We start from the raw sequence: 24,484 nt of genomic DNA on the forward strand, positions 1-24,484 counted from the left end.
GTCTACCTCCTTCTTTAAGTAGTCAGTTCTTGTATTCGTATATATTTGCCGTATGAATCGGCAATTCCCTGCAACATGACAACCATCGACTCGAGAAGCAGCTGAACTTGACCCGATGCAGATTCGTCTGCACTCTTCGGAAGATTCGCGCTGAGAAAGCCGCCCTTCATCCGGGTCTCCATAACGGTTCCGGTAAGAGCCTCGACGGAATTGACCGTTCCCACCGTGATGCTGGATACTCCGGCACACACGATATCTTGTCCGGGATCGGCATAGCCCGCATGTCCCTCAACCTTAAAGCTACGGATTCGTCCATCTTCCCCGCGCAGGATCTGTACCGTAATCACTTACCGCACCCTCTTACGCTTGGATCTTCTCGATGGTTACTTTCGTATAAGGCTGACGATGACCTTGCTTCTTGTGGTAGTTCTTCTTCGGCTTGTACTTGTATACAACGACCTTGCGGCCTTTACCGTGCTTCTCCACTTTCGCAGTCACAGTTGCACCGGCTACAACCGGGGTACCTGCTACCAGTCCGTCCTCTTTGGAAACGGCCAGTACACGGTCGAAAGTCACGCTCTCTCCGTCACCTGCATTCAGCTTCTCGATGAACAATACATCGCCCTCTTGAACTTTGTATTGCTTACCGCCTGTCTCGATAATAGCGTACATTTGCTTGCACCTCCCTATGTCTCAGACTCGCCTGGAAAAGGTGTCCGTTCATGCTGAACAGCGCTTATCAACCCAACCGGAGCGGTTACAGCATGTGCAGCAATAGATTACTTCACACATACCCAATGATAATATCATAATCCTTAATCAGCGTCAACCTCAAGAAGGAAGAACAAAGCCTCTGCCTCCGCAGGCACCGCAAGGCTTGGCAAAGGGAAGCGGCATGCTCTCTCTCGCTTTCTTACGGGTCATTTCCAGCAAATCCAGCTTGGTCCAGCCTACGACAAATGTCTTGCTCCGATCCTTCCGGATCGCCTCCTCCATTGCGGCAGCTACCTGATGCCGATGCTCCTCGCGCTCCATATCGATGAAGTCGACGATAATGATCCCTCCGATGTCCCACAGCCGCAATATGCGGGCAATCTCGCGAGCGGCCAGCAGGTTGGTCTGGAGAATCGTCTCGCCCAGATTATCCCCGCCGATATATTTGGCGGTATTGACATCAATAATGGTCATCGCTTCAGTCTGGTCAATGACGATCGTAACCCCTTCCGGCAGCGCAATCTTTCTTGCGAAGCCGGTCTTCAGCTGATCATCTATCCCGTAAGCCTGGAAGAGCGGGACGCTCTCCGAATAATGGATAACCTTGGGCTCGATGCCCGGGACGCTGTCCTTCAGGTAGCTAATCGTCTCCTCGGCTTTGGGCAGGCTGTCAATCACGAGCTCATCCTCATAAGGGTCAAATGAATCCCTGATCAGGCGCTGCAGAAGGCCAAGATCCCGATGCAGCAAAGCGGGAGCTTGAAGCTTCCGTGCCTTATCCGTTATTCTCGACCATTCTTCCCTTAAAAACTCAAGATCACTGCGGATAAAATCGATGGGCTCATCCTCCGAAACGGTCCGAATAATGATGCCCTCTTCCCCGGTTCGCAGCTGCTCTCCAATCCCCTTCAGCCGGCTTCGCTCTGCATCGCGCTCGATCTTCTTCGAGACGGCGACATAATCGGCCGTCGGCATGTAGACCATGCATCTGCCCGGCAGCGAGAAATGCGTTGTCACCCTCGCCCCCTTGCCTCCCCTCGGCTCCTTCATCACCTGAACGATCAGCTCTTGGCCGACGGTCAGCAGCTGCGAAATCGAGGGTTTCTGCTTCGGCTGTTTCTCAAGATGCGGATGAAGCACATCATCGACATATAAAAATGCGTTCTTCTTCAGCCCGATATCGACAAAGGCTGCCTGCATCCCGGGCAGCACATTGACAACCTTTCCCTTATAAATGCTTCCGACGACGCTCTGCTCGGAATTTCGCTCGACTGCGAACTCCGCTAATCTCCCATCCTCGATGAGAGCCATCTCAATGGTCTCATGTTCACAATGAACTATCATTTGCCTCATGGCTTCACCTCACAAACGGAAGACGAACTCTATGATTCTATCCTACCACAATTTGGATGAATGAAGCAGACAGAATCCGGCCCACCCTGCGTCTCCCTCATGTTGTTTACGATTTTACGCATATCAGGGCGGTCCATTCGATGCGAAGTACGAAGATATGACATGCTGTTCAGGCACAACCGCGAGCAAACGGCCCGGTCCGCCCATCACATATATCAAATGATACTTCTCTCTTTTAAATAGACGCATGATTTCACCCAAAGGTTTCGCAGAATCGGCTACGATCGGCTGTGCAGGTCCGAGCCGATCCAGATTTCGTTCGTAAATCTCGCTGCGGTTCACAAGAAATCGGAGAAAACGATAAGGAACATTCCGGTGATCCTCGAAGTTGGAGTAGGCCAGAAACACGCCGATCATCAGCAGATTGAGGCGGATGCCTCCTCCCGATAATAGGGGAGCAAGCCCGTAAGCGATCATCAGCAGACCGCCGCAAATGCCGGCCCGGGAAGTCCATACCAGCGTAGCGTGGTAAGGCGCGGCTAAGCTGATCAGCGCCTGGAGCACCTTCCCTCCGTCGAGAGGAAGAATCGGCAGGAGATTGAATAAAGCGATCATCGCATTCCCCTGGATCACATAGCCCAGCATCGCCTCGTCTCCCCAGCCTGCCCAGCGGCAGCACAGGGCAAGTCCGATCATGATGGCATTTTGGAGCGGCCCTGAAAGAGCGATGACGATTTCCTTCCATGCCGTCATCCGCCCATCGTCCTCAATAACAGCAACGCCGCCGAACGGCAGCATCTGAATGGCTCTCACCTTGAACCCCATCGCTGCCGCGGCGGCGGCATGACCTAATTCATGGATAAATACGATGATGAATAATGTAAGCAGCTCGAGAAAACGTCCCGTTACGACTGAAGCCAGCATGACGATGACAAAAAGCGGATGCAGCGACAGCGCTGTGCCCTTAAAATTAATCAAGCGGCATCACTTCCGCAGGGTCCACGTCCCGGTTGCCCTCTTTGAGAACAAAATAAAGCGTCGGGGGACGGCCCGAATCCGTCGGCTGAAGGGTACCGATCGTATCTCCGCCCTGCACCCAGTCATTGACCTTCAGCCCGGTCTCCGCCAGTCGGCTGTAAATCGCCCTCCGGTCTCCCGTATGCTGAATTAAGACCGAGATCCCGTTCTCTGGATGCTCTGTCACCTCCAGTACCCGGCCGGTCTCAATGCTTCTAACCGCTCGCTGGGATAAAGATCCTCCTTTGGCTTCCAGCACGATTCCCTTCAGATCAACGGCAAAGGATTGCACCAGCCGACCTTCCAGCGGAGAAATGAGCGACGTGGATGCATTTACTTTGGTTGAGTGCTCATCGGTTTGCCCGAAAATCGGAATAAAGGACGGCGCTTCCCCAAAATGCTCTTCGTACCATACCTGGGCCGCGCGGAAATCCATCTCACGGCTTAGCCCTTCGATAATAAAGGCCTGCGTTCGCAGAGCCCATGGCTGCTGCATGGAAAATATCCCCCACACGATGCCGAACAGCAGCGCGCTCACGACGATCCGGCGTACAAAGCCGGACAGAAAGGAGCCCCTTCGCGGCGGATTCGGAGCGTCGCCGGGGTCTAGAGAATCGTACCAGCCGCGATATCCCTGCTGCTTCCAGAGCCGCTCGGGATCCGGCTCCGTATCGGCGGAAGGCCGATCAGGCAATGCGGGTCTGGCGTTCTGCGTCCATTCGGGCTCTTTGGCTTCCGGCTTGACCGTCTCAACTTGTCCAGGCAGCGCCGGCCATGACTTGTCCGGCGGGAGCGAATGCTGCCCGCCCTCGAGCAGCTCCCGGATCCGGGCTTCCCTGCGATGTTTCACTGAGGATTTAACGTCCATAAGCTCTCCCCCTTGGGGCTTGTTGGTCTGTCTGCCTAAAGAACATCCGGCAGATCTCTTCTTGTCCTATCATATGAGGGAGGGAAAGCCGTTTAGAACAAGCCCTGTTCAACTTCACAAGCCATAGCAGGAGGGAATTGCACGTTCCGCTCGCGAGAGCCTCCCCGGTTGTGGTGAACCGTTGCTATTGGGGGGACCTCCAACAGAAAAAAGGTACCCCGCCAGATCCGGAATCTGATGGGATACCCCTTTTGCTGCTCTATATGAAACTGAAACTTCGCTTAACCCATTCCGAAAAACTTCTTGAACTTGGTGAACATGCCCTGTTTCTGATGAATCTGCATCAGAGGCACGGTATCGCCAAGAATTCGGCGTGCGATGTTCCGATAGGCGATCGCTGCCTGGGAATCCGGATTCATGACGGTCGGCTCCCCAATATTGGCTGCCTTGATTACCTTCTCGTCATCAGGCACGATACCGATCAAATCGATGTTCAGCACCTGCAGCACATCCTCGATCTCCAGCATGTCGCCGGACTTGACCATGTTCGGACGGATCCGGTTCACGATCAGCTTCGGCGATTCCACATGGGAGCTCTCCAGAAGCCCGATAACCCGGTCTGCGTCCCGAACCGCTGCGTTCTCCGGCGTCGTAACGACAATGGCTTTATCGGCGCCGGCAATTGCATTCTTGAAGCCCTGTTCAATCCCTGCAGGGCAATCGATGATAACGTATTCGAATTCTTTCTTGAGTTCGAGAACGATATCCTTCACTTGATCCGGAGAAACCGCGTTCTTATCCTTCGTCTGGGCTGCAGGCAGCATATACAGATCGTCAAAGCGCTTGTCCTTGATCAGCGCCTGATTGAGCCGGCATCGCCCTTCTGCAACGTCGCATAAATCATAAATAATCCGGTTCTCAAGGCCCATGACGACATCCAGATTGCGCAGACCGATATCCGTATCCACCAAACACACTTTTTTTCCCAAAAGTGCCAAAGCTGTGCCGATGTTCGCCGATGTCGTCGTTTTACCGACTCCGCCCTTACCAGAAGTTACGACGATTGCCTCTCCCATGTACTACACCCCTTTAAACACATTAAAATCCCGACCCAAACGTGAGATGTTGCTGATCTTGTCGATCTCCATGCTTCCGTTCTTCAAATAAGCAAATTCCATGACCGTCTCGCGCGTCTCCCATTCGTCCGGCGGCCGGCTGATCATCTGAGAAATCCGGAGCTGGGTAGGAGCAAAATACGAAGCGGCTATAATCGCTTCTTCGTTGCCGTCCACACCGGCATGCGCGGTTCCGCGCAGCGCGCCCAGTATGTATATATCGCCGGTGCACGTAATGACGCCGCCGGGATTGACGTCTCCCAGGAATAAGAGATCTCCATCATGGTGCAGCACCTGCCCTGATCGCACGATTCCCGTCATCAGCTCCAGCCGGCTGCCGGGAGGGGTCTCCGGCTCGATCGGCGGGGATTCTACATTGCGGATGAGAAGATTTCCTTTTTGCTTCAATATATCGAGAATCATCTGTTTTTCTTCTTCGGATACTTTACGGGATCCCAGCTTTACATCCACATGAATGATCGGTCCGGTCAATATATTCTGGTGACTGTGCTCCAGCTTATACCTAAGCTCCTGGAGCAGCTCGTCAAGCTCACACTGATCGTCAAGCAGGAATACCAGGCCATCCTTAATGCCCTTAATCGTCACATGATTGGATTTTACAGCCATAAGACCTGTCCCTCCCATCCTAGTACATTTCGCGCTCAAACCTTCAAGTTCCTGCTAGTCTTCGTAAAATGTCTTGGCGTGGGCTTAGGAAGCAGTCTTTCTCCGCTGATATTTCGCGATCAGCTCCAGCTGCTTGCGGACCGGGACATAGATCGCCAAAGCAAAGGCAAAGTGAACAAGGAGATTCGGCAGCATATGATGCAGCAGCGACCAATTGTAAGAGGTCGGATTAAGCCGGAATACCTTATAGATACCAAACAGCGTGCTATCGAACAGCAGGCTTCCCAAGATGACGATCGTCATCATCATCGGCAGCGGAGCCCGCGGCGCCTTGAACACAAGTCCCAGCAAATATGCGGATACGCCCATAGCAAAAGAATAAGTGCCGATCATTTCGCCGTAGTATACGATGTCATGAAGCATACCGAATATAAGTCCGAGCACAAGGCCGGTATGGCGGTGATAATAGATTGAGACGAAAAATATGGCGACCAGAACAAAATTAGGATAGATCTGCAGCTGCAGCGAGCTCGGCGTTAACCAGAAGAACACCGTGCCTTGCAGGATGAACAAAACGAACAACAGGAGGATGAGAATCTGCTTGCGCGCCATCATTTCGGCTCCTCAGGGGTAACCACGATAATGACGTATCTCCAGTCCTCGAATTTGGCGGCAGGGGTGATCGTCGCGGTTTTGCTCTGCCCGAATTGGCTTATCTGGACGCTATCCACGGTTCCGATGATCAGGCCAGGCGGAATAACTCCGCCCGCGCCGGACGATATGATCTTGTCTCCCTCTTTAATCGGGTCATCCTCCGCTATCCGCGTCATCAGGAGCGTATTGGTCTTCTCGTCATAGGTCTCCACAATGCCGAAGGTTTTGTCCTCCTTGCCGATCGCCGTAACCGAGATCGGCTGCGGATTCGGATCCTGGGCATCCATCGTTGTCAGCAGCTTCACCGTGGAGGTGAAATTGCTCACGTTGCTTACGATGCCGACCATGCCGTCAACCGTGGTGACCGACATGTTCGGCCGGATGCCGTCGCGCTCGCCCAAATTGACGACAAGCGTCCGGTTGTTCGGATCCGAATTGACGCTGATCACCTCTGCCGTACGGTAATCGTATTTATCCCGGTTTTTCTGGTTTTGCGTAAATCGGAGATTATCCCGAAGCCTCTCGTACTTGGCTTTCATCGTATTGTAGTTAGCGCTCTCTCGCGAATATTGCGCAACCGCCCGGCGAAGCTCTTCGTTCTCCTCATAGATTGCCTTCATATTCCGCACGTCTTCAAAGAAACCCGCTATATAGGCAGCGGGCTTGTAAAACACACTTTGCACAAAACCGACCGTATCTTTGACGAATTTCTCAGGCCAAGATAAAGAAGCTCTCGGACCGAGCGTAAATCCCATGATCGCGATAAACGCCACGAGTCCGATGAGCATGATGAACAAGCGCTTGTTGCCTAGCAGCTTAAACAGTTGCAACACCCTCTAACCTTACTGTTTTCTCTCCCAACATTAGGGGTTTACACGCATCTTGGGTCTACCGTTTGGAACGGACGGCAGAGCTGCTCCGGGATTTGAACAGGTGGATGTTTTCGAGCGCCTTGCCCGTACCGATCGCCACGCAGTCCAGCGGATTCTCGGCAACGATCACCGGCATGCCGGTCTCTTCGGCAAGCAGCTTGTCCAGGTTGCGCAGCAGCGCGCCGCCGCCGGTCAGGACGATACCGCGGTCCATAATGTCCGCTGCAAGCTCCGGAGGACATTTCTCCAGCGTAACCTTCACCGCATCCACAATGGCGTTGATCGTGTCAGCCAGTGCCTCGCTAATCTCATCGGACGTAATCGTAATGGTCTTCGGCAGACCGGTTACCAGGTCGCGCCCGCGGATTTCCATCGTTTCCACCGTTTCAAGCGGCATGGCGGAGCCGACTTCCATCTTCAACAGCTCGGCAGTGCGCTCACCGATCATCAGATTATACTGTCGTTTGATATAGGAAATAATAGAATCATCCATCTCATCGCCGGCAACGCGAACCGAACGGCTCGTTACGATGCCGCCCAGCGAGATAACCGCAACCTCGGTGGTACCGCCGCCGATATCGACTACCATGCTGCCGGTCGGCTCCCATACAGGCAGGTCCGCACCGATCGCGGCCGCGAACGGCTCCTCAATGATATACGCCTCGCGTGCACCGGCTTGCTTGGTCGCATCCTCTACCGCACGCTGTTCAACCGCCGTAATGCCCGAAGGAACACAGACCATCACATTCGGATGGCGCGGGAAAATGGAGCGCTGCTTCTGCGCTTGGCGAATAAAATACTTAATCATCGTTGCCGTCGTATCAAAATCAGCGATGACGCCGTCCTTCATCGGACGGATGGCACGGATGTTGCCCGGCGTGCGTCCGATCATCTTCTTCGCGGACTCGCCGACCGCCTCAATCGTCTTTGTATCTGTACGCAGTGCAACCACGGACGGCTCCCTGACGACAATTCCTTTACCGCGGACATAGACCAGCGTATTCGCCGTCCCCAAATCGATTCCCAAATCTTTTGTAAAACCACCCAACATGATGTATCTCCCTTTCTTCCTCAATCTGAACTATTATATTACATCAAGCCCCGTTCCTTCAAACTTACGAACGATCCGTCCCCGATAATCAGATGATCCAGCACGTCGATCCCGACAATCTGTCCCGCCTCCACAAGACGGGAGGTAAGGGAGATGTCTTCCGGGCTGGGCGTCGGATCTCCGCTTGGATGGTTGTGCGCGCACACCAGCGACGCACTGCTGCATTTGATAGCCGCTCTGAACACCTCGCGGGGATGGACGATGGAAGCGTTGAGGCTCCCCATCGATAACGTTTCCTGGGCAATGACATGATTCTTCGTATTTAGAAACAAGCAGACGAAATGCTCCTTCTGCAAATAACGCATCTGTTCACTGAGCAGCTCCGCCGCATCATGCGGATTGCGTATAATGACAGGCTCCACATGCCTGGATGCCGCCAACCGCCGTCCAAGCTCTATGCCAGCCTTCAGCTGAACGGCCTTGGCGGTTCCAATTCCTTTAATTTGCGTAAGTTCTTCGATGCTGAGGTCCACGAGCTGCCGGATTCCTCCGGCTTCCTTAAGCAGCCGCTGGGCTATATGTACGGCAGATTCCTGGCGGGTTCCTGTTCGAAGCAATATCGCCAGCAGCTCCGCATGGCTCAGTGCGCTCGCCCCATAATGCATCATGCGTTCTCTTGGTCGTTCGTCATGGGGGATGTCGCGCAGCAATAATGTTGGCGACTCCATAGATTCCCCTACTTTCTAAGAATAAAATCAATCGGTTACAGCTTGCCCGGGGTGCTCCCGAAGACAACGAACCGATCAGCCTTTATATCTACGATTCGGTTAGTACATCCATCCCCATCTCAGACAGCATGTCCGACAGCAGAGAAAGCGGAAGGCCGACGACATTAAAATAGTCGCCTTCAATTCCTTCGACAAGCGTCGCGCCAAGGCCCTGAATCGCATACGCACCGGCCTTGTCCATCGGCTCGCCGCTCCTTACATAAGCTTCAACCGCATCCGGACTCAAGCGTTTCATGCTCACTTTGGTTTCCCGGTGAGACACCTTGATCGCGCCCGATGCCAGATCGATGCAAGCAACTCCCGTAAATACCCGGTGGGCGCGTCCCTGCAGCATGGTCAGCATTCGCACCGCATCGTCATGATCCACCGGTTTCCCCAGCACGAGATCCTCCAGTACAACAACCGTGTCGCTTCCGACGATAATCCCGCCGCCCTGGTCCGTATTCAGCTTGCGGTGAACCGCCTCCGCCTTACGCAGAGCCAGCGATTCTACAATCCGGTCCGGGGACCATTTTGCAGGCGTATCCTCATTCGCTTCACTCGGCACGATCTCGAATGGAATTCGAAGGGAGGCGATCAGCTCCCGGCGCCGAGGAGAGGTCGAAGCCAGTATTATACGGCGATTTCTCTTCTCTTTCAAGGGGATAGTCTCCTTTGTCATGTCTTAGAGCCTGCGGTATAGCCAGATCGCTGCAATGATGCCCAGCAGACTAAGCAGGCTGAAATGAAGTTCAAGGTTAATGTCGTAAATGATGATGTCAAGGTCGGCTGAAGGGGACCACTTGATGGGCGTAGACGCCGTTAGAAACGACACCGCCTTTACCGGCTCAAGCGCCTTCGCGATCCATGTGCCGGCAAGCCACCCTAACAGCAAAAATAAGATGAGCATTCCTTTATTTTTCTTCATGCATCCTCTTCCCTCGCCATTTTTTGACACCCTAATTATTATACGGTGAATCGATAAGCAATACAAACACAAATCCGGCAGGGGGAACTATTTCCAATTCCTTGCCGGATTTGACGATCATTTGAAATTATAGGCCGTCCAGGAGCTTCTTCTGGCCCATGATATAGTTCATCATGCCTGTTTGAATCTCCCACAAATGCCCCTTGGATTGATTTTTGATATATTCGGAGAGCGCCATGACCGATCCGTTCATGGATTGCTCCATCATCGGAAGCACAGCCAGAGACTCCGGTCCCAGTCCTTCGGACAGCTGTTTGACGGATTGGATCCACTGCTGATGGAGGTTTGTCACGCTCTTCATCGCTTCCGCGGCTACGGGACCTCCTCCCTCCTGCTCGCTCAATAGAGTAGCGGACAGCGCACTCAGCTCGGAGACCAGTTGACCGCTGACTGTAAAATAGTCCTTAAGCGTCTTCGCTTCACCGGAATACACCCGGGGCTCGGTCTGCGGCAAGGAAATTTCCCGCACGTACAGCTCGACCCCTTCGGCCTTGAGCTGATTGCTCAGCAGCTTCGCCTGCTCCCGATCCGGGGATATGCCCGCATAGACCCGGTTTTCCTCATTCGGATCCGCGCCGGCCGCGATCCCTGCCGCAAGCAGCTCGCTCTTCGCCTGCTCCACGCGCTCAGGCGTGCTGAATACACCGTATTGCAGCATATAGAAGGTCGAGCCCGGAATTTGCACGACCGTGGCAGGCTGTTGCCCGGAAGGTGCCGGTGTCCCCGTGCGGTCCCCCGTCCCCGTTTCGTTTTCTATCACCGTCTCACTGCCCGTCCCTGGCGCAGGCATGTTCCCATTGCTAGTGCCGCCGGCACCGCCGTTAAACATCGTCAGGACCATATACCCAAACATCAATCCGGTGATGACCGCGGCACTGACGGCAGCCGACATCTTCCAGAAGGACGTCGGCCGCTTCGTCCGGTAATAGCTGTAATCCTCTCCCTGAGATCCCTCATAAAAAACGTCGTCCTGCTGTCCGCTGTCCCACGGGTCTTGCAGCGGGGTGTCGTATGAGAAGTTCCCCGTGCGGGAGTCAATCGCGCCGCCATCCCATACCTCAGGAAGATCCTCATACGGATCCGTGCGCTCTGAATTGCCGGCAAGCTGCTCGTTGGCAGACTGAAGCCGCCTTCGCTCCTCGGCCAGCCGCCCTCTTCGCGAGGAGTTCCGGCTGCTGCGCAGCCTCCAATCATCCTGCGCATCCGGTTGATCCGTCTCGGCCTCGGGATGAACCACCCGCAGAGGCTCCGGTTTGGGATCGGCCGAGAAAGCCGAATGGCTGGTGAAGCCGTACGAATCCCGGTTTCCGGGCGTATCGTCATCATCCATTCCCGGCCTATTGAAATTCCAATCGTCTTGCCTGTTCCAATTGGAAGGCCCATGTTCATTCGCGCCCGGCTCTTCCTGCACAACGCTGCCGTTCCGATGATTCGGTTTGGGAGGGTCATGATCGAAACGGATGGTCATCCGCGCTTTGTTCATATTCACACACCTCACTTGTCCTCTCTATACCTAGCTATATGATAGGGCTTGGCAAGTTATGTGCAGCGGCGAAAAGAACAAATCAGGGCCCGTTTCACCGAGTTCGTCCGAACAACGGGAAACGGGCCCTGACGCGTCAAGACCGGCGAGCTTATGCTCTTAAAGCAGCTTAAGCCCGCGCCTGACGGCATGGTGTAATTGTAATGCTACTTGCTTTTAATGGATTCCGCGAGTGCCGCGCCGACCTTCCATATGTCGCCGGCCCCCATCGTCAGGACAAGGTCTCCGTCCTTGACCCGATCCTTCAAGTCGCCCAGCACATCTTCCTTCGTCGGCAAATAGCGGGCTCCCGGATTGCTGTTCTGCACGATCAATTCAACCAGCTTTGCCGAGCTGATGCCCTCAATTTGCTTCTCGCCGGCCGGGGAATAAATGTCCGTAATGATCACCTCATCCGCGTCTCCGAAGGCACGGCTGAACGCGTCCAGGAGGAAGAAGGTTCTTGAATACCGCTGCGGCTGGAAGACGGCAATAATTCGCTTGCCCGTCGCTTTCGCGGCGCTGATGGTAGCTTCAATCTCCGTCGGATGATGCGCATAATCGTCGATCACCAGGATGCCGTTCGATTCCCCGAGCACCTGGAACCGGCGCTTCGCTCCGTTGAACTTCACGATCGCTCTTGCGATCGCTTCGAAGGAAATGCCGGCTTTCAGGCAGCTGATGACCGTAGCCATCGCATTATAAACATTATGCTTGCCGGGCACGGACAACTCGATCGTACCAAGCTCCTGTCCACGGTGAAGCATCATGAAGCTGACATGACGATCGCCCAGCACAAGCTGGGTTGCCGTATAATCGGCATCCGAATGAATGCCGTACGTCGTCACATTGCAGCGCAGCTCCGGAAGGATCGCCTGGATGTTCGCGTCATCCGCACATACGACCGCCGTGCCGTCCTCTTTGATCTGGCTGAGGAACTGCACATAGGCCGCTTTCAGACGATTGAAGTCGCCGTCATAATTTTCAAGATGATCGGCTTCGATATTGAGCACGACCCCAAGCCATGGATGATATTGCAGGAATGAGCCGTCGCTCTCGTCCGCTTCCGCTACGACATGCTCGCCCTCTCCGGCTTTGGCATTCGTGCCGACGTTCATGATTTCGCCGCCGATGATGAAAGTCGGATCCGCTCCGCACTCTTCCATGACGAGGGCGATCATCGATGAAGTAGTCGTTTTGCCGTGCGCCCCCGCAACAGCCACACCCTTGCGCTCATTCAGCAAGCGGGCCAGCATCTGGGCGCGGTGAAGAACAGGAATATTGAGCTTCTCCGCCTCGACGCGCTCCACATTATCCTTCGACAACGCGGTCGAGTAGACAACGAGATCCGCTCCCTTCACCTGCTCCGCCGTATGTCCGATATATATTTTGGCGCCTTTGGCCGCCAGCTTTTCTGTCAATTCCTGAGATGCCACGTCAGAACCCGTGACTTTGTAACCCATCTCCAGCATAACTCGTGCAATGGCGCTCATCCCGTAGCCGCCAATTCCGATGAAATGTACATGTTCTGATGTATTCAACAGATATCACCAACCTTTTTCAGAATCGGAAAGGCCCAGGAGGCTGGAACGCACGTCGGCAATCAGGTACAACGTGCCCGACACCACCCCAAGATCCTCCGCTTCCGTCCGTGACTTCAACTCTTCAAGTGCGTTTTTCCAATTTGGTTCTATGATGATTTGCAGTGTACGTTTCGCATATTGCTCCCTCACCTGCTCTACGATGTCCCCTAACGCCTTGGCGTCCAATTTCTTCCGGAAATCCGGTTCAGTCAGGATAAGCGTATCCACTATAGGCAGTATATGCTGCAAATACGAATCATGATGCTTATTCGCGAGCATTCCCATCATCAAGTTCAGCTTCCGGTATTTATAGATCTGCGGCAGGCTTTTCGCCAGCGCCTCCGCCCCTTCCGGATTGTGCGCGCCGTCGAGAACGATCCGCGGCGAGCGCTGCACGAGCTCCAGCCTTCCCGCCCAGAACGTTTGCTTAAAGCCTTGACGCAGATCATCATCCTCCACGATAAAAGCCATGTACTGCCGAAGGACCTCCAAAGTCATCATCGACAGCGCGGCATTCGAGCATTGATGCTCTCCCTGCATCGAAATGTCGATATCCATGCTCCGGAACGGTCCTTGGAAATGGAATGTCTGGCCCTCTTCATCGCTGCGAAGACGCTCGTAGGTGAATTGCTCGCCGGCCAGATACAGCGTCGTCCGGTTTCGCTCCACCGTCTCCTTCAGAATCGCTATGGCCTCCGGCTGCGTGACGGTGCTTACCACCGGTACGCCGGGCTTGATGATGCCGGCCTTTTCCCTTGCGATCTCCTCAATGGTGTCCCCCAGAACGTCGGTATGATCCATCCCGATATTCGTGATCACCGATATGACCGGATGCACGATGTTGGTCACATCGAGCCGGCCGCCGAGCCCGGTCTCCCACACCACAACGTCGGGATAGCACACCTCGGCATAATACAGGATGGCCAGCGCCGTTGACACCTCGAACATGGTCGGTGAGCCAAGTCCTGATTGCGCGATTTCCTCAACGAGCGGCTGCAAACGGTTGGCAAGCGCAAGCAGCGTCTCCTCGGGAATGTCTTCGCCGTTATATTGGAACCGGTTTGTAAACTTCGTGATATAAGGGGAGGTATACGTTCCGACGGAGAATCCGCCTTGGAGCAGCGTCTTCGTCAGAAACGCGCAGGTCGACCCCTTGCCGTTCGTCCCGGCCACATGGATAAATTTCAAGCGGCGCTCGGGATGACCAAGCCGTTCCATCAGCTGCTGGATCCGCTCCATGCCCGGACGAATCCCGAATGCCACTAAGCCGTTGATCCAATCTACCGCTTCCTCATAGGTTTGGAATGGAGCTGCAGCGGCAGCTCCCGAATGATCCCCCATTGATTTCACCTTCTGGTCCAGATTCATAAGCTGTTTAGCCTCTCAATTCTTCAATACGCGCGATGACCTTGCTGCGTTTATCCGAATAATCTGCCAGCTTCGCACGCTCTTCTTCAATAACTTTTTCAGGCGCCTTGGAAACGAAGCCGGGGTTGTTCAGTTTCTTCTCCACCCGTTCGACCTCGCTGTTCAGATGCTGAATCTCCTTCTCCAGGCGGGCGATTTCCTGCGCAATATCGATCAGTCCGGCCAGCGGCAGGTATAATTCAACACCGGTAACAACCGCAGTCATGGCCTTCTCCGGCGTTGCCAGCTCAAGCGAGGACTGGTATTCCGACGTATTGCAGAATCGGCGGATATAATCGGCGTTGCGGTCGATAATGCCCGCGATCTGCTCGTTCACCGGCTTGAGCAGGAGCTCGACCTTTTTGCTCATCGGCACGTTCACTTCAGCCCGGATGTTGCGGACCGCACGAATGACATCCATGAGCAGATTCATTTCCGCAACCGACTCCGGATTCTCGAACGCCGGATCATACGCCGGCCAGGAAGCCAGCATAATCGTCTCGCCCTCATGCGGCAGATGCTGCCAGATTTCCTCCGAGATGAACGGCATGAACGGGTGAATCAGGCGCATCGTGCGATCGAGCACATAAGCAAGCACGGATTGCGTTTTTTTCTTGGCTGCCTGATCCTCGCCATAGAGGGACAGCTTCGCAAATTCAATATACCAATCGCACAGGTCATCCCAGATGAAATTGTAGAGCAGTCGACCGGTTTCGCCAAATTCGTAGGCATCAATTAGACGCGTAATATCGCGGGAAGTTTCGTTCAGTCGATGCAGAATCCAGCGATCGGCGGTGCCGAGCTCCCCGGAAATATCGATATCGGCGGCGGTGAAGCCCTCGAGATTCATGAGCGCAAAGCGGGAGGCGTTCCAAATCTTGTTCGCGAAGTTCCGCGCCTGCTCGACGCGTTCCCAGCGGAACCGCAGATCCTGCCCCGGTGTGCTGCCTGTCGAAATCATGTAGCGCATCGCGTCTGCGCCGTACTTCTCGATGACCTCAAGCGGGTCGATGCCGTTGCCTAGCGATTTCGACATTTTGCGACCTTCGCTATCGCGAACCAAGCCGTGGATCAATGTATCCTTAAACGGCATTTGGCCTGTAAATTCAAGCCCTTGGAAAATCATCCGCGATACCCAGAACGGAATGATGTCGTATCCCGTCACGAGGACGCTGGTCGGATAGTAGCGCTTCAGATCCTCGCTGTCCTCGTTCGGCCAGCCCATGGTCGAGAACGGCCATAATGCGGAGCTGAACCACGTATCCAGCACGTCCTCATCCTGTCTCAGATCGTCCTTGCCGAGCTTCGCGCGCGCTTCTTCCTCGTTCATCGCCACGACGACTTCGCCGGTCGATTCGGAGTACCACGCCGGAATCCGGTGCCCCCACCACAATTGCCGGGAGATGCACCAGTCGCGGACGTTCTCCATCCAGTGCAGATAGGTGCGCTCGAACCGTTCAGGTACGAAGTTTACCCCCTTGCCGGACTTCTGGGCCTCGACTGCCGCTTCGGCAAGCGGCTGCATTTTAACAAACCATTGCGTTGACAAATAAGGCTCTACCACCGCACCGCTTCGCTCGCTGTGTCCAACCTGGTGAACATGGTCCTCGATCCGGACCAGTACGCCGGACTCCTTGAGGTCGTTGACGATTTGCTTGCGGCATTCACTGCGGTCCAAACCTTCATACCGGCCGGCAAACTCGTTCATCGTTCCCGACTCGTCCATCACCGTAATTTGAGGCAGGTTATGCCGCAATCCCATCTCAAAATCGTTCGGATCGTGCGCCGGCGTAATTTTCACGGCACCGCTGCCGAATTCCTTCTCAACATACTCATCGGCAATGACCGGAATTTCACGGCCCACGATCGGCAGAACCAGCGTTTTGCCAATCATATCCTTATAGCGCTCATCCTCCGGATGAACGGCTACAGCCGTATCGCCGAGCATCGTCTCCGGACGGGTCGTGGCAACGGTAATGGAGCCGCTGCCGTCTTTGAGCGGATATTCCAGATGATACAGATGTCCGTTCACTTCTTTATATTCTACTTCAATATCGGACAATGCGGTCCGGGCTGCCGGGTCCCAATTGATGATCCGCTTGCCGCGGTAAATCAGCCCTTTTTCATAAAGCTTGACGAACACCTGGCGAACCGCATCCGACAGCCCTTCGTCCATCGTAAAGCGTTCCCTGGAGTAATCAAGGGACAGACCGATCTTCGACCATTGATCGCGAATGGTGCCGGCATACAGCTCCTTCCACTCCCATACCTTCTCGAGGAATTTCTCGCGGCCAAGATCATAGCGGGTAACGCCTTCCTCGCGGAGCTTCTGCTCTACCTTCGCCTGCGTAGCGATGCCCGCATGGTCGGAGCCTGGGAGCCACAACGCATCATAGCCCTGCATGCGCTTGAAGCGAATCAGGATATCTTGCAGCGTGAAATCAAGGGCATGGCCGATATGGAGCATTCCCGTCACGTTCGGAGGCGGAATTACGATCGTATAGGGCTTCGCGTCCGGACGCTTGCCCGCTTCGAAATAGCCGCCTTCCTTCCAATAAGGGTACCATTTTTGCTCCGCAGCCTTCGGGTCATACGTCGTCGGCATTTGCGTCTGAGATTGCGTTTGCTTTTCTTCCATATTTTCGTACCTCCGTTACTGTTAATCAGTTTTGCCATCCCAAAATGTTTTAGCCGCCCTAAACAGGGCGTTAAGATCACATCGGCGGCGTGAAAACAAAAAAAGCCCTTCGTCCTCAAAGGACGAAAGACTGTTCTCTCGCGGTACCACCTTTGTTTCGCGCTTAGCAGCCGTCAGGAACTCCGTTCCTTACCGTGCTGTATCAATGAAGAACTTGAAGCGCGACACTTTACGCAGATAACGGCTGCAGCCGGCGGGCTCTGACCGGCGGGCATCGTGGATGCTCCGGTTCAAGCACGCAACTCCCGGGCGACATTGGGCAAGCTGGTTCCTGCGGAATTTCACAGCGCCTATTACAGCAATTCCGCTCTCTGAAGGCCATATCTTCCTACTCTTCCCGTTCAACGTTGTTCACTTTAGAAATACCTGTACATATTCTATTCAAATATAACGCGGTTGTGCAATATAGTCAATATATCGAGTATTTCCGGCATTTTGCTGCCGCATACCTGCTTGAGGTCAGAAACGGTCAAATAAAAAAGCTGTCCCTTGCATGGCGTTTGCAAGGGACAGCTTTGAATGCAGCTGGAGGCTTAGTCTGCGCTTCCTATTGCTAGCAGATTACTGAGGAATGTAAAGGACTTGCCCTTCCTCCACATTCTGCTCGGACATCCGATTGTACAGCAAGAGCTCGCGCGGCGAAAGCTGATATCTCTCCGCAATAATATCCAGCGTCTCTTCCCGCTGAACGATGCACATCCGCACCTTACGGAACGGCGTTTCCTCTCTCCGGTTGCCCAGGAACAAGCTTTTCCATTCGACATCCTCGGATGATGCCGGCTCCGGCAATGCCTCGTCCTTCTCTTCCTCATCCAGAGCGGCAATGTCCTGGTCCTGCACAAGCCGGCTGGAATGCAGCAGGGAAGAGAATCCTACGCCGGAAGAAGCGGAAGCGTCGCTGCCCTTCGTCGAAAATGCAACCTTCAGCTCCGGTTTGCCGGGTTCGGACGGCTCCTCGGCCTTCAGGGCAACTTTAGGCTCCTCAGCTGCGTTGTGGGCAAGCTCCGGCGCTTCGTACGTTTCCTGGGCCACCGTTTCAACAGCTTGCAGGTCAGGCACAGCCTCCACGTCGTCACCCTTGCGGTCGACTACGCCCGGAAACGCCGATGCCGCTTCCTCTGCTTGCGTCTCGGCAGCAGGCTCCGGCTCCGCCTTGCGTTCAAATTGCCATACACTTGGAACCGAAGGCTCCGCTTCCTGGGCGGCTGGCTCCGGATCATTATGTAAGGCGTATTCCACCGTATCGCGGGCATCGGCATCGTCAGCCGCCGGGCTGCGGGTTTCCGGGGCCGGCACTTCTTCGCGGCTGACCTGATTCTCGTATTGGGCCCATGAGGCCAGATACTGCTGGGTCCGCTCCTCCTGCTCCTGGATGCTGGCCCGGAAGTTTACATAAGGCGCGGCTTCGCCTGCTTGCGAGGCGGCGTCGTCATTGCTTCCGGTCAGCTCCTCACTGTCGCTGGCTTGGAACGGCTCGTACCGCCCCTCTTCTGCCGCCGGTTCGCCGGAAGGCTGCGTGCCGGAAGCCTCGGGAGCATGTACCACTGTGAATTCCTCATTCGCCCAAGCCTGATCCCGGACTCCCGGAGCTGCTGCCTGAATGCCTCTTAACGACAGAACGCCCGTGATGTTAAGACTGCGTCTCGATAACAGATCGATATCAAAGTTTTCGATCTCGACTGCAATGTCATCCAGCGATGATACCCGGTTCATCGGGACGGTAATTTCGACTGGAATCCAGTGCTCCAGCGGCTCCGATTCCCCGGTTTCGGTATCGCCTTTATACACGCCCGCCAGAAGCAGATGCCCCCGGAGCGTAGCCTGATCCTGCTGGCTGATGACTTGAATATGCGGGATCAGTTCCGCTTCCTCTAATTCTTCGATTCCCGGCAGATCTTCCGCCAAATTAATACGCTCGTAAATATCAAACCGCAATCCGTAGGACTGGTCAAACACGGGAATGTCCTCCTTTCGGCATATACTATCCGTGATCTATCGCTCACGGCATGAGCCTTTTTTTGCCACTCAACTTATTTATATGCTGGAAAAAGGAGTGCATGACTTTTTTACGGATCGGGTCTGAATCTTGATGCTGGATCCAGCCGGCTGGCAGCCTTATCTGCAGAAGTTGAAAGGCAGCCGGCAGGATTGTAGGGCTGCCAGAATAACGCTGGTATACATACTCGCTCGGTTTACTCGTGCGCGAACTGCTTCCGGAGCGCCGTCAAATCCTCCGGCCATGGCGCATGGATCTCCAGCGGTTCGCCGGTGAAGGGATGCGAAAAATGCAAACTTTCCCCGTGAAGCGCCTGTCTGTCCAGGCGGGATGCCCTGCCTCCGTATAGCGTATCCCCGAGCAGCGGATGCCCCATGTGGCTCAAGTGAACCCGGATTTGATGCGTCCGTCCGGTTTCAAGCTTTACGCGCACCAAGCTCGCGCTCGAATAGATCTCCGAGGAAATTATATGGGTAATGGCCGGCTGCCCGGTCAGCGAGACCCTGCGGCGGCCCGAATGGTGGCGATCCTTCCCGATCGGCAGATCGATGGTTTTCAAATCGGCCCCTACGCGGCCTTGAACGATGGCGGCATAGATGCGGACGATCTCCTTGTTCCGCATCGCTTCATCCAGCTTGAGCTGGGCGTATTCATTTTTGGCGTACAATACCGGGCCCGTCGTATCCTTATCCAGCCGGTGGATATGCCGGACCGCCGCGCGGATTCCAGCCGTTTCATAATAAGCGGCAACCGTGTGATTGAGCGTAATCTCCCGGCCGGCAGGGTCTGCGGGATGAACGGACATCCCCGCGGGCTTGTTCACGACGAGGCAAAATTCATCCTCGTACAGCACCTCAAGCTCATGCCACCTCGGCTCGATCCCATATTCCCGGTAAGGAAAAAGGACCAGCGACAGCCGGTCCCCTCTCCATCGTATTCCCTGTTCCTGACGGAGCTTGCGATACAGCTTCTCGGGCATCCCCACGGTATCCAGCAGCCACCGGCCGGCGGCTTCCTCCCGGTCCGCTTGTCCGGTCAGTGCTTTACCCGGCGTCATTTCAAGCCATTCGCCCCGCCGGACCCAGCTTCCCTGATAGCTCATAAGCTCTTGAAGGCGTTGTAGTTCGCCTCGATCGTTGCGTCGATATCCTCCGTCGTGTGCGCCGCGGATATGAACATGCCCTCGAATTGGGACGGCGGCACGCTAACGCCCTCTTGCACCATCGCGGCAAAATAACGGTTGAACCGCGCCAAATCGCTTGTTTTGGCGGTGTCAAAGTTAACGACCGGCACATCGGTAAAGAACGGGCAGACCATCGAGCCGATTCGGTTAATCGTGAGCGGAATGCCGAATTCCTTCGCATTGCGTTCAAAGCCGGCCTGCAAGCGCGCCCCGCGCTCCTCCAGCTGATCATACACCGCAGGCGTGAGCAGCTTCAGCGTCGTATAGCCTGCTGCCATGGCCAGCGGATTTCCGCTAAGCGTTCCCGCCTGATAGATCGGACCCGCCGGTGCGATTTGCTCCATCAGCTCCCGCTTGCCGCCATAAGCGCCCACCGGCAGTCCGCCGCCGATCACTTTGCCAAGGCAGGTCAAATCCGGCGTGACGCCATACCGGCCCTGTGCACAGTTCAGGCCGACCCGGAATCCGGTCATGACTTCGTCAAAAATAAGCAGGCTGCCATATTCGGAGGTCACCTTACGGAGTCCTTCAAGGAATCCTTCCTGCGGCGGCACGACGCCCATATTGCCGGCAACCGGCTCTACAATGACGGCTGCAATCTCTTCGCCGAACCGTTCGAAGGCAAGCTGAACGGATACCAAATCATTATACGGCACCGCTATGGTATTGGAGGCTACGCTTTCCGGAACGCCCGGGCTGTCAGGCAGGCCGAGCGTCGCGATCCCTGAACCGGCTTTGATAAGAAGGCTGTCGGCATGGCCGTGGTAGGAGCCTTCGAATTTGATGATTTTGCTGCGGCCGGTAACGCCTCTGGCAAGGCGGATCGCGCTCATCGTCGCTTCCGTGCCGGAGTTAACCATGCGCACGATCTCGATGGACGGCACGCGCTCGCAGACGAGCTTCGCCATCTCCGTCTCCAGGAGCGTCGGCGCACCGAAGCTGGTGCCTTTCTTCGCGGTCTCTTGGAGAGCCTCCACCACTTCCGGATGCGCATGTCCCATAATCAGCGGGCCCCAGGAGCCGACATAATCGATAAAGCTGTTGCCGTCGATATCATAGACGCGGCTTCCTTCCCCGCGCTCGATATAGATCGGCGTCAGTCCCACCGATTTGAACGCGCGAACAGGGCTGTTGACACCGCCGGGAATATACTTCTTGGCTTCCTCAAAGGCAGAGCGCGACAATTCTTCTTTTCTCAAACCTTGGCTCATATTAGCAACTCCTAACTGTATAATCGTATCGTTACGGATTAGCGCATCCAGCGTGCCGCATCCTTGGAGAAATACGTAATGATAATATCGGCGCCGGCGCGTTTCATTCCGGTCAGCAGCTCCATAACGATCGCCTTCTCACTGATCCAGCCTTGCTGCGCGGCGGCTTTGATCATTGAGTATTCCCCGCTGACATTGTAAGCGACGATCGGCAAGTCGAATTGATCTCGAAGCAATCTTACAACGTCAAGATAAGCCATCGCCGGCTTGACCATCAGCATGTCCGCACCCTCCAGCACGTCGGATTCCGCCTCGCGCAGCGCTTCCCTCACGTTCGCCGGGTCCATTTGATATGTTTTACGGTCGCCGAATTGGGGTGCGGAGTCAGCCGCCTCCCGAAACGGGCCGTAGAACGCCGAAGCATATTTAACCGAATACGACATGATCGGCACGTTCTGGAAACCGGCTTCGTCAAGGCCTGAACGGATGGCCTGTACGAAGCCGTCCATCATGTTGGACGGCGCGATAATATCCGCGCCCGCCTTGGCTTGGGATACGGCGGTACGGACGAGCAGCTCCAGGGATTCGTCGTTCAGGACGTCTCCGCATACATGGCCGTCTCGCTCATACGTATGAACCATGCCGCAGTGCCCGTGATCCGTAAATTCGCACAGACAAGTATCGGCAATGACTAGAAGCTCCGGGTACCAGGATTTAATAAGACGGGTCGCTTCCTGAACGATTCCGTCGTCGGCAAACCCCGAGGTCCCGATGCTGTCCTTCGTCTCCGGGATCCCGAACAGCAGCACAGCCGGAATGCCCAGCTGCACAATCTCATCCACTTCGTCCTTCAATGTATCGAGCGAAAACTGAAAGACGCCCGGCATCGATGAAATTTCGGATTTCACGCCGCTGCCGTAGGTAACGAAGATCGGCTGCACCAGATCCTCGGGATGCAGCACCGTCTCGCGGACCATGCTGCGGATGCCGGCATTTTGACGCAGCCGGCGATGGCGTACAATTGGAAAACTCATAGCTGTGACAACCTTTCTTTTTTAGAGGTTGTTCAAAAAGTCGTCTTTTGATCACGAAGTGAATCAAGAAGTAACTCGACATCGAATCTTGAATTCAACCGGTCCTTCCGGTGCTCACGTACCGATAACGTATGCTCCGCTCCTCACTCCCTAGTTTCATCCAACCTTCTCGGTGCTGAAAACCCGACTTTTTGAACTCGCAATTTTAGGAGACTACAAGCGGGATGACAAGCAATATATAGAAATTATACGAATAATGATAGCCCTATCGTCTGCGGGGATCGTCTTCCTGCTGATTCCAGCTGCAGAGGGCCTCCACCAGGCTGTCGATGGTTGCCTCCTCCGCCATGATCGTAACGTCCAATCCGGCCTCGGCCGCCGTTTGGGCCGTGAGCGGACCGATGCAAGCGATGGCGGAGCCTTTCAGCAGCTCAGCAGGGTTGTCGGCCCCCATCCGCTCCAGCACCTTCAGCAGATTCGTTACGGTTGAGGAGCTCGTAAACGTAACGGCATGAATTCCGCCCTCGGCAAGCAGCTTCATCAGCTCCTCGTCATCCTCCCCGCACAATACGTTCTCATACAGCGTTGCTTCCGTAACGGACAGCCCCATTTCGGTCAGCTTCTCCGGCAGCCACGAACGGCCCAGATTCCCCCGGGGAAGCAGCACATTCTGCCCGGCGGCCAGCTCGGGACCATAAGCGTCGATCAAGCCTTCGGCCTGAAACCGCTCCTTCAGCACCTCCGGCACTATGCCGTATTGTCGAAGCGCTTCGGCCGTTGCCGGGCCGACTGCAACGATCCGGGCACCGGCTAGCGAGCGGATGTCCCGCCCGTGTTCTTTCAGATGACGGAAGAAGAATTCAACCCCGTTGGTGCTCGTGAAGAAGACCCAATCGAAGGTCGAAAGCTTGTCCAGTGCCGACCGCAGGCCGGCAACAGCCTCTTCCGATGTCGGAGCAACCGTTTCGATGACCGGAAATTCATAAGGCTCCCCGCCAAGGTCCTCGATTTTCGATACGAGCGAGCTGGCCTGGCTCCGGGTTCTCGTAACGAGAATTCGCTTGCCGAACAAGGGGAGCTTCTCGGCCCACTTCAGCCGCTCCCGCTGCAGGACAACATCCCCGACGACAATAACGGCTGGCGGCTGGAAGTCGGCCGCCATGACCTTCTCCTCAATGTCCGCGAGCGTGCCGGTCAGCGTATCCTGCTCGGCGCGGGTTCCCCATCTTACAAGAGCTACCGGGGTTGCCGGAGGCCGGCCATGCTTGATCAATTGACGGCTGATGTAACCGATCTTGGCTACGCCCATCATGAAGATCAAGGTCCCGGTTGCATGGGTCACTTTATCCCACTGAATCATCCGATCCAGCTTCTCCGGGCTCTCATGGCCTGTCACGATGGACAAGGAAGAGGCATGCTCGCGATGCGTGACCGGTATGCCCGCATAGGCCGGCACACTGATGGCCGACGTGATTCCCGGCACGATTTCATATGAAATGCCGTTTTGCCTCAGCAGCTCCGCTTCCTCCCCGACTCTGCCGAATATCGTCGGATCGCCGCCTTTCAATCGAACGACAACCTTGCCCTCCAGCGCCAGATCAACGAGCAGCTGGTTGATCTCCTCCTGCTTCATCGTATGCCGGTCGGGCAGCTTGCCGACATACACCTTCTCAACGCCCGGCTTTGCCCACTTTAACAGCCTTGGACTTGCAAGCCGGTCGTAAACAATGGCATCGGCCTTCTCTATGCATTCCTTGCCTTTAATTGTAATCAGGCGCGCGTCGCCTGGACCCGCTCCTACGAGATAAACCTTCCCAGCCATCC

22 protein-coding genes are annotated in these 24,484 nt (G+C 55.2%); all 22 read right to left on the bottom strand.

Annotated elements, in window-relative coordinates; translation table 11 throughout:
- Positions 1-14: 14 nt before the first annotated feature.
- Positions 15-347: a ribosomal-processing cysteine protease Prp gene (locus tag BBD41_RS07280; RefSeq protein ID WP_077569218.1), complete on the bottom strand. Its 333-nt coding sequence runs from the start codon at positions 345-347 to the stop codon at positions 15-17.
- A gap of 13 nt (positions 348-360) precedes the next feature.
- Entirely contained in the window at positions 361-672 is a 312-nt protein-coding gene (rplU, locus tag BBD41_RS07285; protein ID WP_007130719.1) for a 50S ribosomal protein L21, read from the bottom strand.
- 159 nt (positions 673-831) lie between these two features.
- A complete protein-coding gene (locus tag BBD41_RS07290; protein WP_099477127.1) occupies positions 832-2,067 on the bottom strand; it encodes an Rne/Rng family ribonuclease in 1,236 nt (411 codons plus the stop codon).
- A gap of 123 nt (positions 2,068-2,190) precedes the next feature.
- Positions 2,191-3,045: a M50 family metallopeptidase gene (locus BBD41_RS07295; protein WP_099477128.1), complete on the bottom strand. Its 855-nt coding sequence runs from the start codon at positions 3,043-3,045 to the stop codon at positions 2,191-2,193.
- A complete protein-coding gene (locus BBD41_RS07300) occupies positions 3,038-3,952 on the bottom strand; it encodes a M23 family metallopeptidase (protein WP_099477129.1) in 915 nt (304 codons plus the stop codon). The genes BBD41_RS07295 and BBD41_RS07300 overlap by 8 nt, the downstream gene beginning before the upstream one ends.
- Positions 3,953-4,233: 281 nt before the next feature.
- The gene (gene minD, locus BBD41_RS07305) at positions 4,234-5,028 is read right to left on the bottom strand and encodes a septum site-determining protein MinD (protein ID WP_077569222.1); all 795 of its coding nucleotides are present in this window, start codon (positions 5,026-5,028) and stop codon (positions 4,234-4,236) included.
- 3 nt (positions 5,029-5,031) lie between these two features.
- Positions 5,032-5,694 carry a septum site-determining protein MinC gene (gene minC, locus BBD41_RS07310; RefSeq protein ID WP_077569223.1) on the bottom strand — a complete coding sequence of 221 codons (663 nt, stop codon included), beginning with the start codon at positions 5,692-5,694 and terminating at the stop codon, positions 5,032-5,034.
- 84 nt (positions 5,695-5,778) lie between these two features.
- Positions 5,779-6,309, bottom strand: coding sequence for a rod shape-determining protein MreD (gene mreD / locus BBD41_RS07315; protein WP_099477130.1), 531 nt, complete (start codon positions 6,307-6,309; stop codon positions 5,779-5,781).
- Positions 6,306-7,181: a rod shape-determining protein MreC gene (gene mreC, locus BBD41_RS07320; protein WP_077569225.1), complete on the bottom strand. Its 876-nt coding sequence runs from the start codon at positions 7,179-7,181 to the stop codon at positions 6,306-6,308. Before mreC ends, mreD begins: the two co-directional genes overlap by 4 nt.
- 55 nt (positions 7,182-7,236) lie before the next feature.
- Positions 7,237-8,271 carry a rod shape-determining protein gene (locus tag BBD41_RS07325; protein WP_077569226.1) on the bottom strand — a complete coding sequence of 345 codons (1,035 nt, stop codon included), beginning with the start codon at positions 8,269-8,271 and terminating at the stop codon, positions 7,237-7,239.
- A 38-nt stretch (positions 8,272-8,309) separates the two neighbouring features.
- On the bottom strand, positions 8,310-8,999 hold the full coding sequence (gene radC / locus BBD41_RS07330; RefSeq protein WP_007130728.1) for a RadC family protein: 690 nt from the start codon (positions 8,997-8,999) through the stop codon (positions 8,310-8,312).
- 88 nt (positions 9,000-9,087) lie between these two features.
- Entirely contained in the window at positions 9,088-9,699 is a 612-nt protein-coding gene (locus tag BBD41_RS07335; protein WP_077569227.1) for a Maf family protein, read from the bottom strand.
- A gap of 24 nt (positions 9,700-9,723) precedes the next feature.
- Entirely contained in the window at positions 9,724-9,966 is a 243-nt protein-coding gene (locus BBD41_RS07340) for a DUF4321 domain-containing protein (RefSeq protein ID WP_007130730.1), read from the bottom strand.
- Positions 9,967-10,093: 127 nt separating this feature from the next.
- The gene (locus BBD41_RS07345; protein ID WP_099477131.1) at positions 10,094-11,509 is read right to left on the bottom strand and encodes an SPOR domain-containing protein; all 1,416 of its coding nucleotides are present in this window, start codon (positions 11,507-11,509) and stop codon (positions 10,094-10,096) included.
- Positions 11,510-11,715: 206 nt separating this feature from the next.
- A complete protein-coding gene (gene murC, locus BBD41_RS07350) occupies positions 11,716-13,089 on the bottom strand; it encodes a UDP-N-acetylmuramate--L-alanine ligase (RefSeq protein WP_077569229.1) in 1,374 nt (457 codons plus the stop codon).
- 6 nt (positions 13,090-13,095) lie between these two features.
- Positions 13,096-14,499 (bottom strand): bifunctional folylpolyglutamate synthase/dihydrofolate synthase, encoded by a 1,404-nt coding sequence (locus BBD41_RS07355; RefSeq protein ID WP_077569230.1) that lies wholly within the window; start codon positions 14,497-14,499, stop codon positions 13,096-13,098.
- A 7-nt stretch (positions 14,500-14,506) separates the two neighbouring features.
- The gene (locus BBD41_RS07360; RefSeq protein WP_099477132.1) at positions 14,507-17,176 is read right to left on the bottom strand and encodes a valine--tRNA ligase; all 2,670 of its coding nucleotides are present in this window, start codon (positions 17,174-17,176) and stop codon (positions 14,507-14,509) included.
- Between the two features lie 621 nt (positions 17,177-17,797).
- Positions 17,798-19,192, bottom strand: a complete 1,395-nt coding sequence (locus BBD41_RS07365) for a LysM peptidoglycan-binding domain-containing protein (RefSeq protein WP_099477133.1) — start codon at positions 19,190-19,192, stop codon at positions 17,798-17,800.
- A 236-nt stretch (positions 19,193-19,428) separates the two neighbouring features.
- Positions 19,429-20,334, bottom strand: a complete 906-nt coding sequence (locus tag BBD41_RS07370; RefSeq protein WP_099477134.1) for an RluA family pseudouridine synthase — start codon at positions 20,332-20,334, stop codon at positions 19,429-19,431.
- Positions 20,331-21,626 carry a glutamate-1-semialdehyde 2,1-aminomutase gene (gene hemL, locus BBD41_RS07375; RefSeq protein ID WP_099477135.1) on the bottom strand — a complete coding sequence of 432 codons (1,296 nt, stop codon included), beginning with the start codon at positions 21,624-21,626 and terminating at the stop codon, positions 20,331-20,333. Before hemL ends, BBD41_RS07370 begins: the two co-directional genes overlap by 4 nt.
- Positions 21,627-21,664: 38 nt before the next feature.
- Complete coding sequence (gene hemB, locus BBD41_RS07380; protein ID WP_077569235.1) at positions 21,665-22,660, bottom strand: porphobilinogen synthase; 996 nt, start codon at positions 22,658-22,660, stop codon at positions 21,665-21,667.
- Positions 22,661-22,925: 265 nt separating this feature from the next.
- Complete coding sequence (gene cobA, locus BBD41_RS07385) at positions 22,926-24,482, bottom strand: uroporphyrinogen-III C-methyltransferase (protein WP_077569236.1); 1,557 nt, start codon at positions 24,480-24,482, stop codon at positions 22,926-22,928.
- Positions 24,483-24,484: the final 2 nt, after the last annotated feature.

The sequence above is a fragment of the Paenibacillus ihbetae genome (assembly GCF_002741055.1).
Lineage (GTDB): Bacteria > Bacillota > Bacilli > Paenibacillales > Paenibacillaceae > Paenibacillus_AQ > Paenibacillus_AQ ihbetae.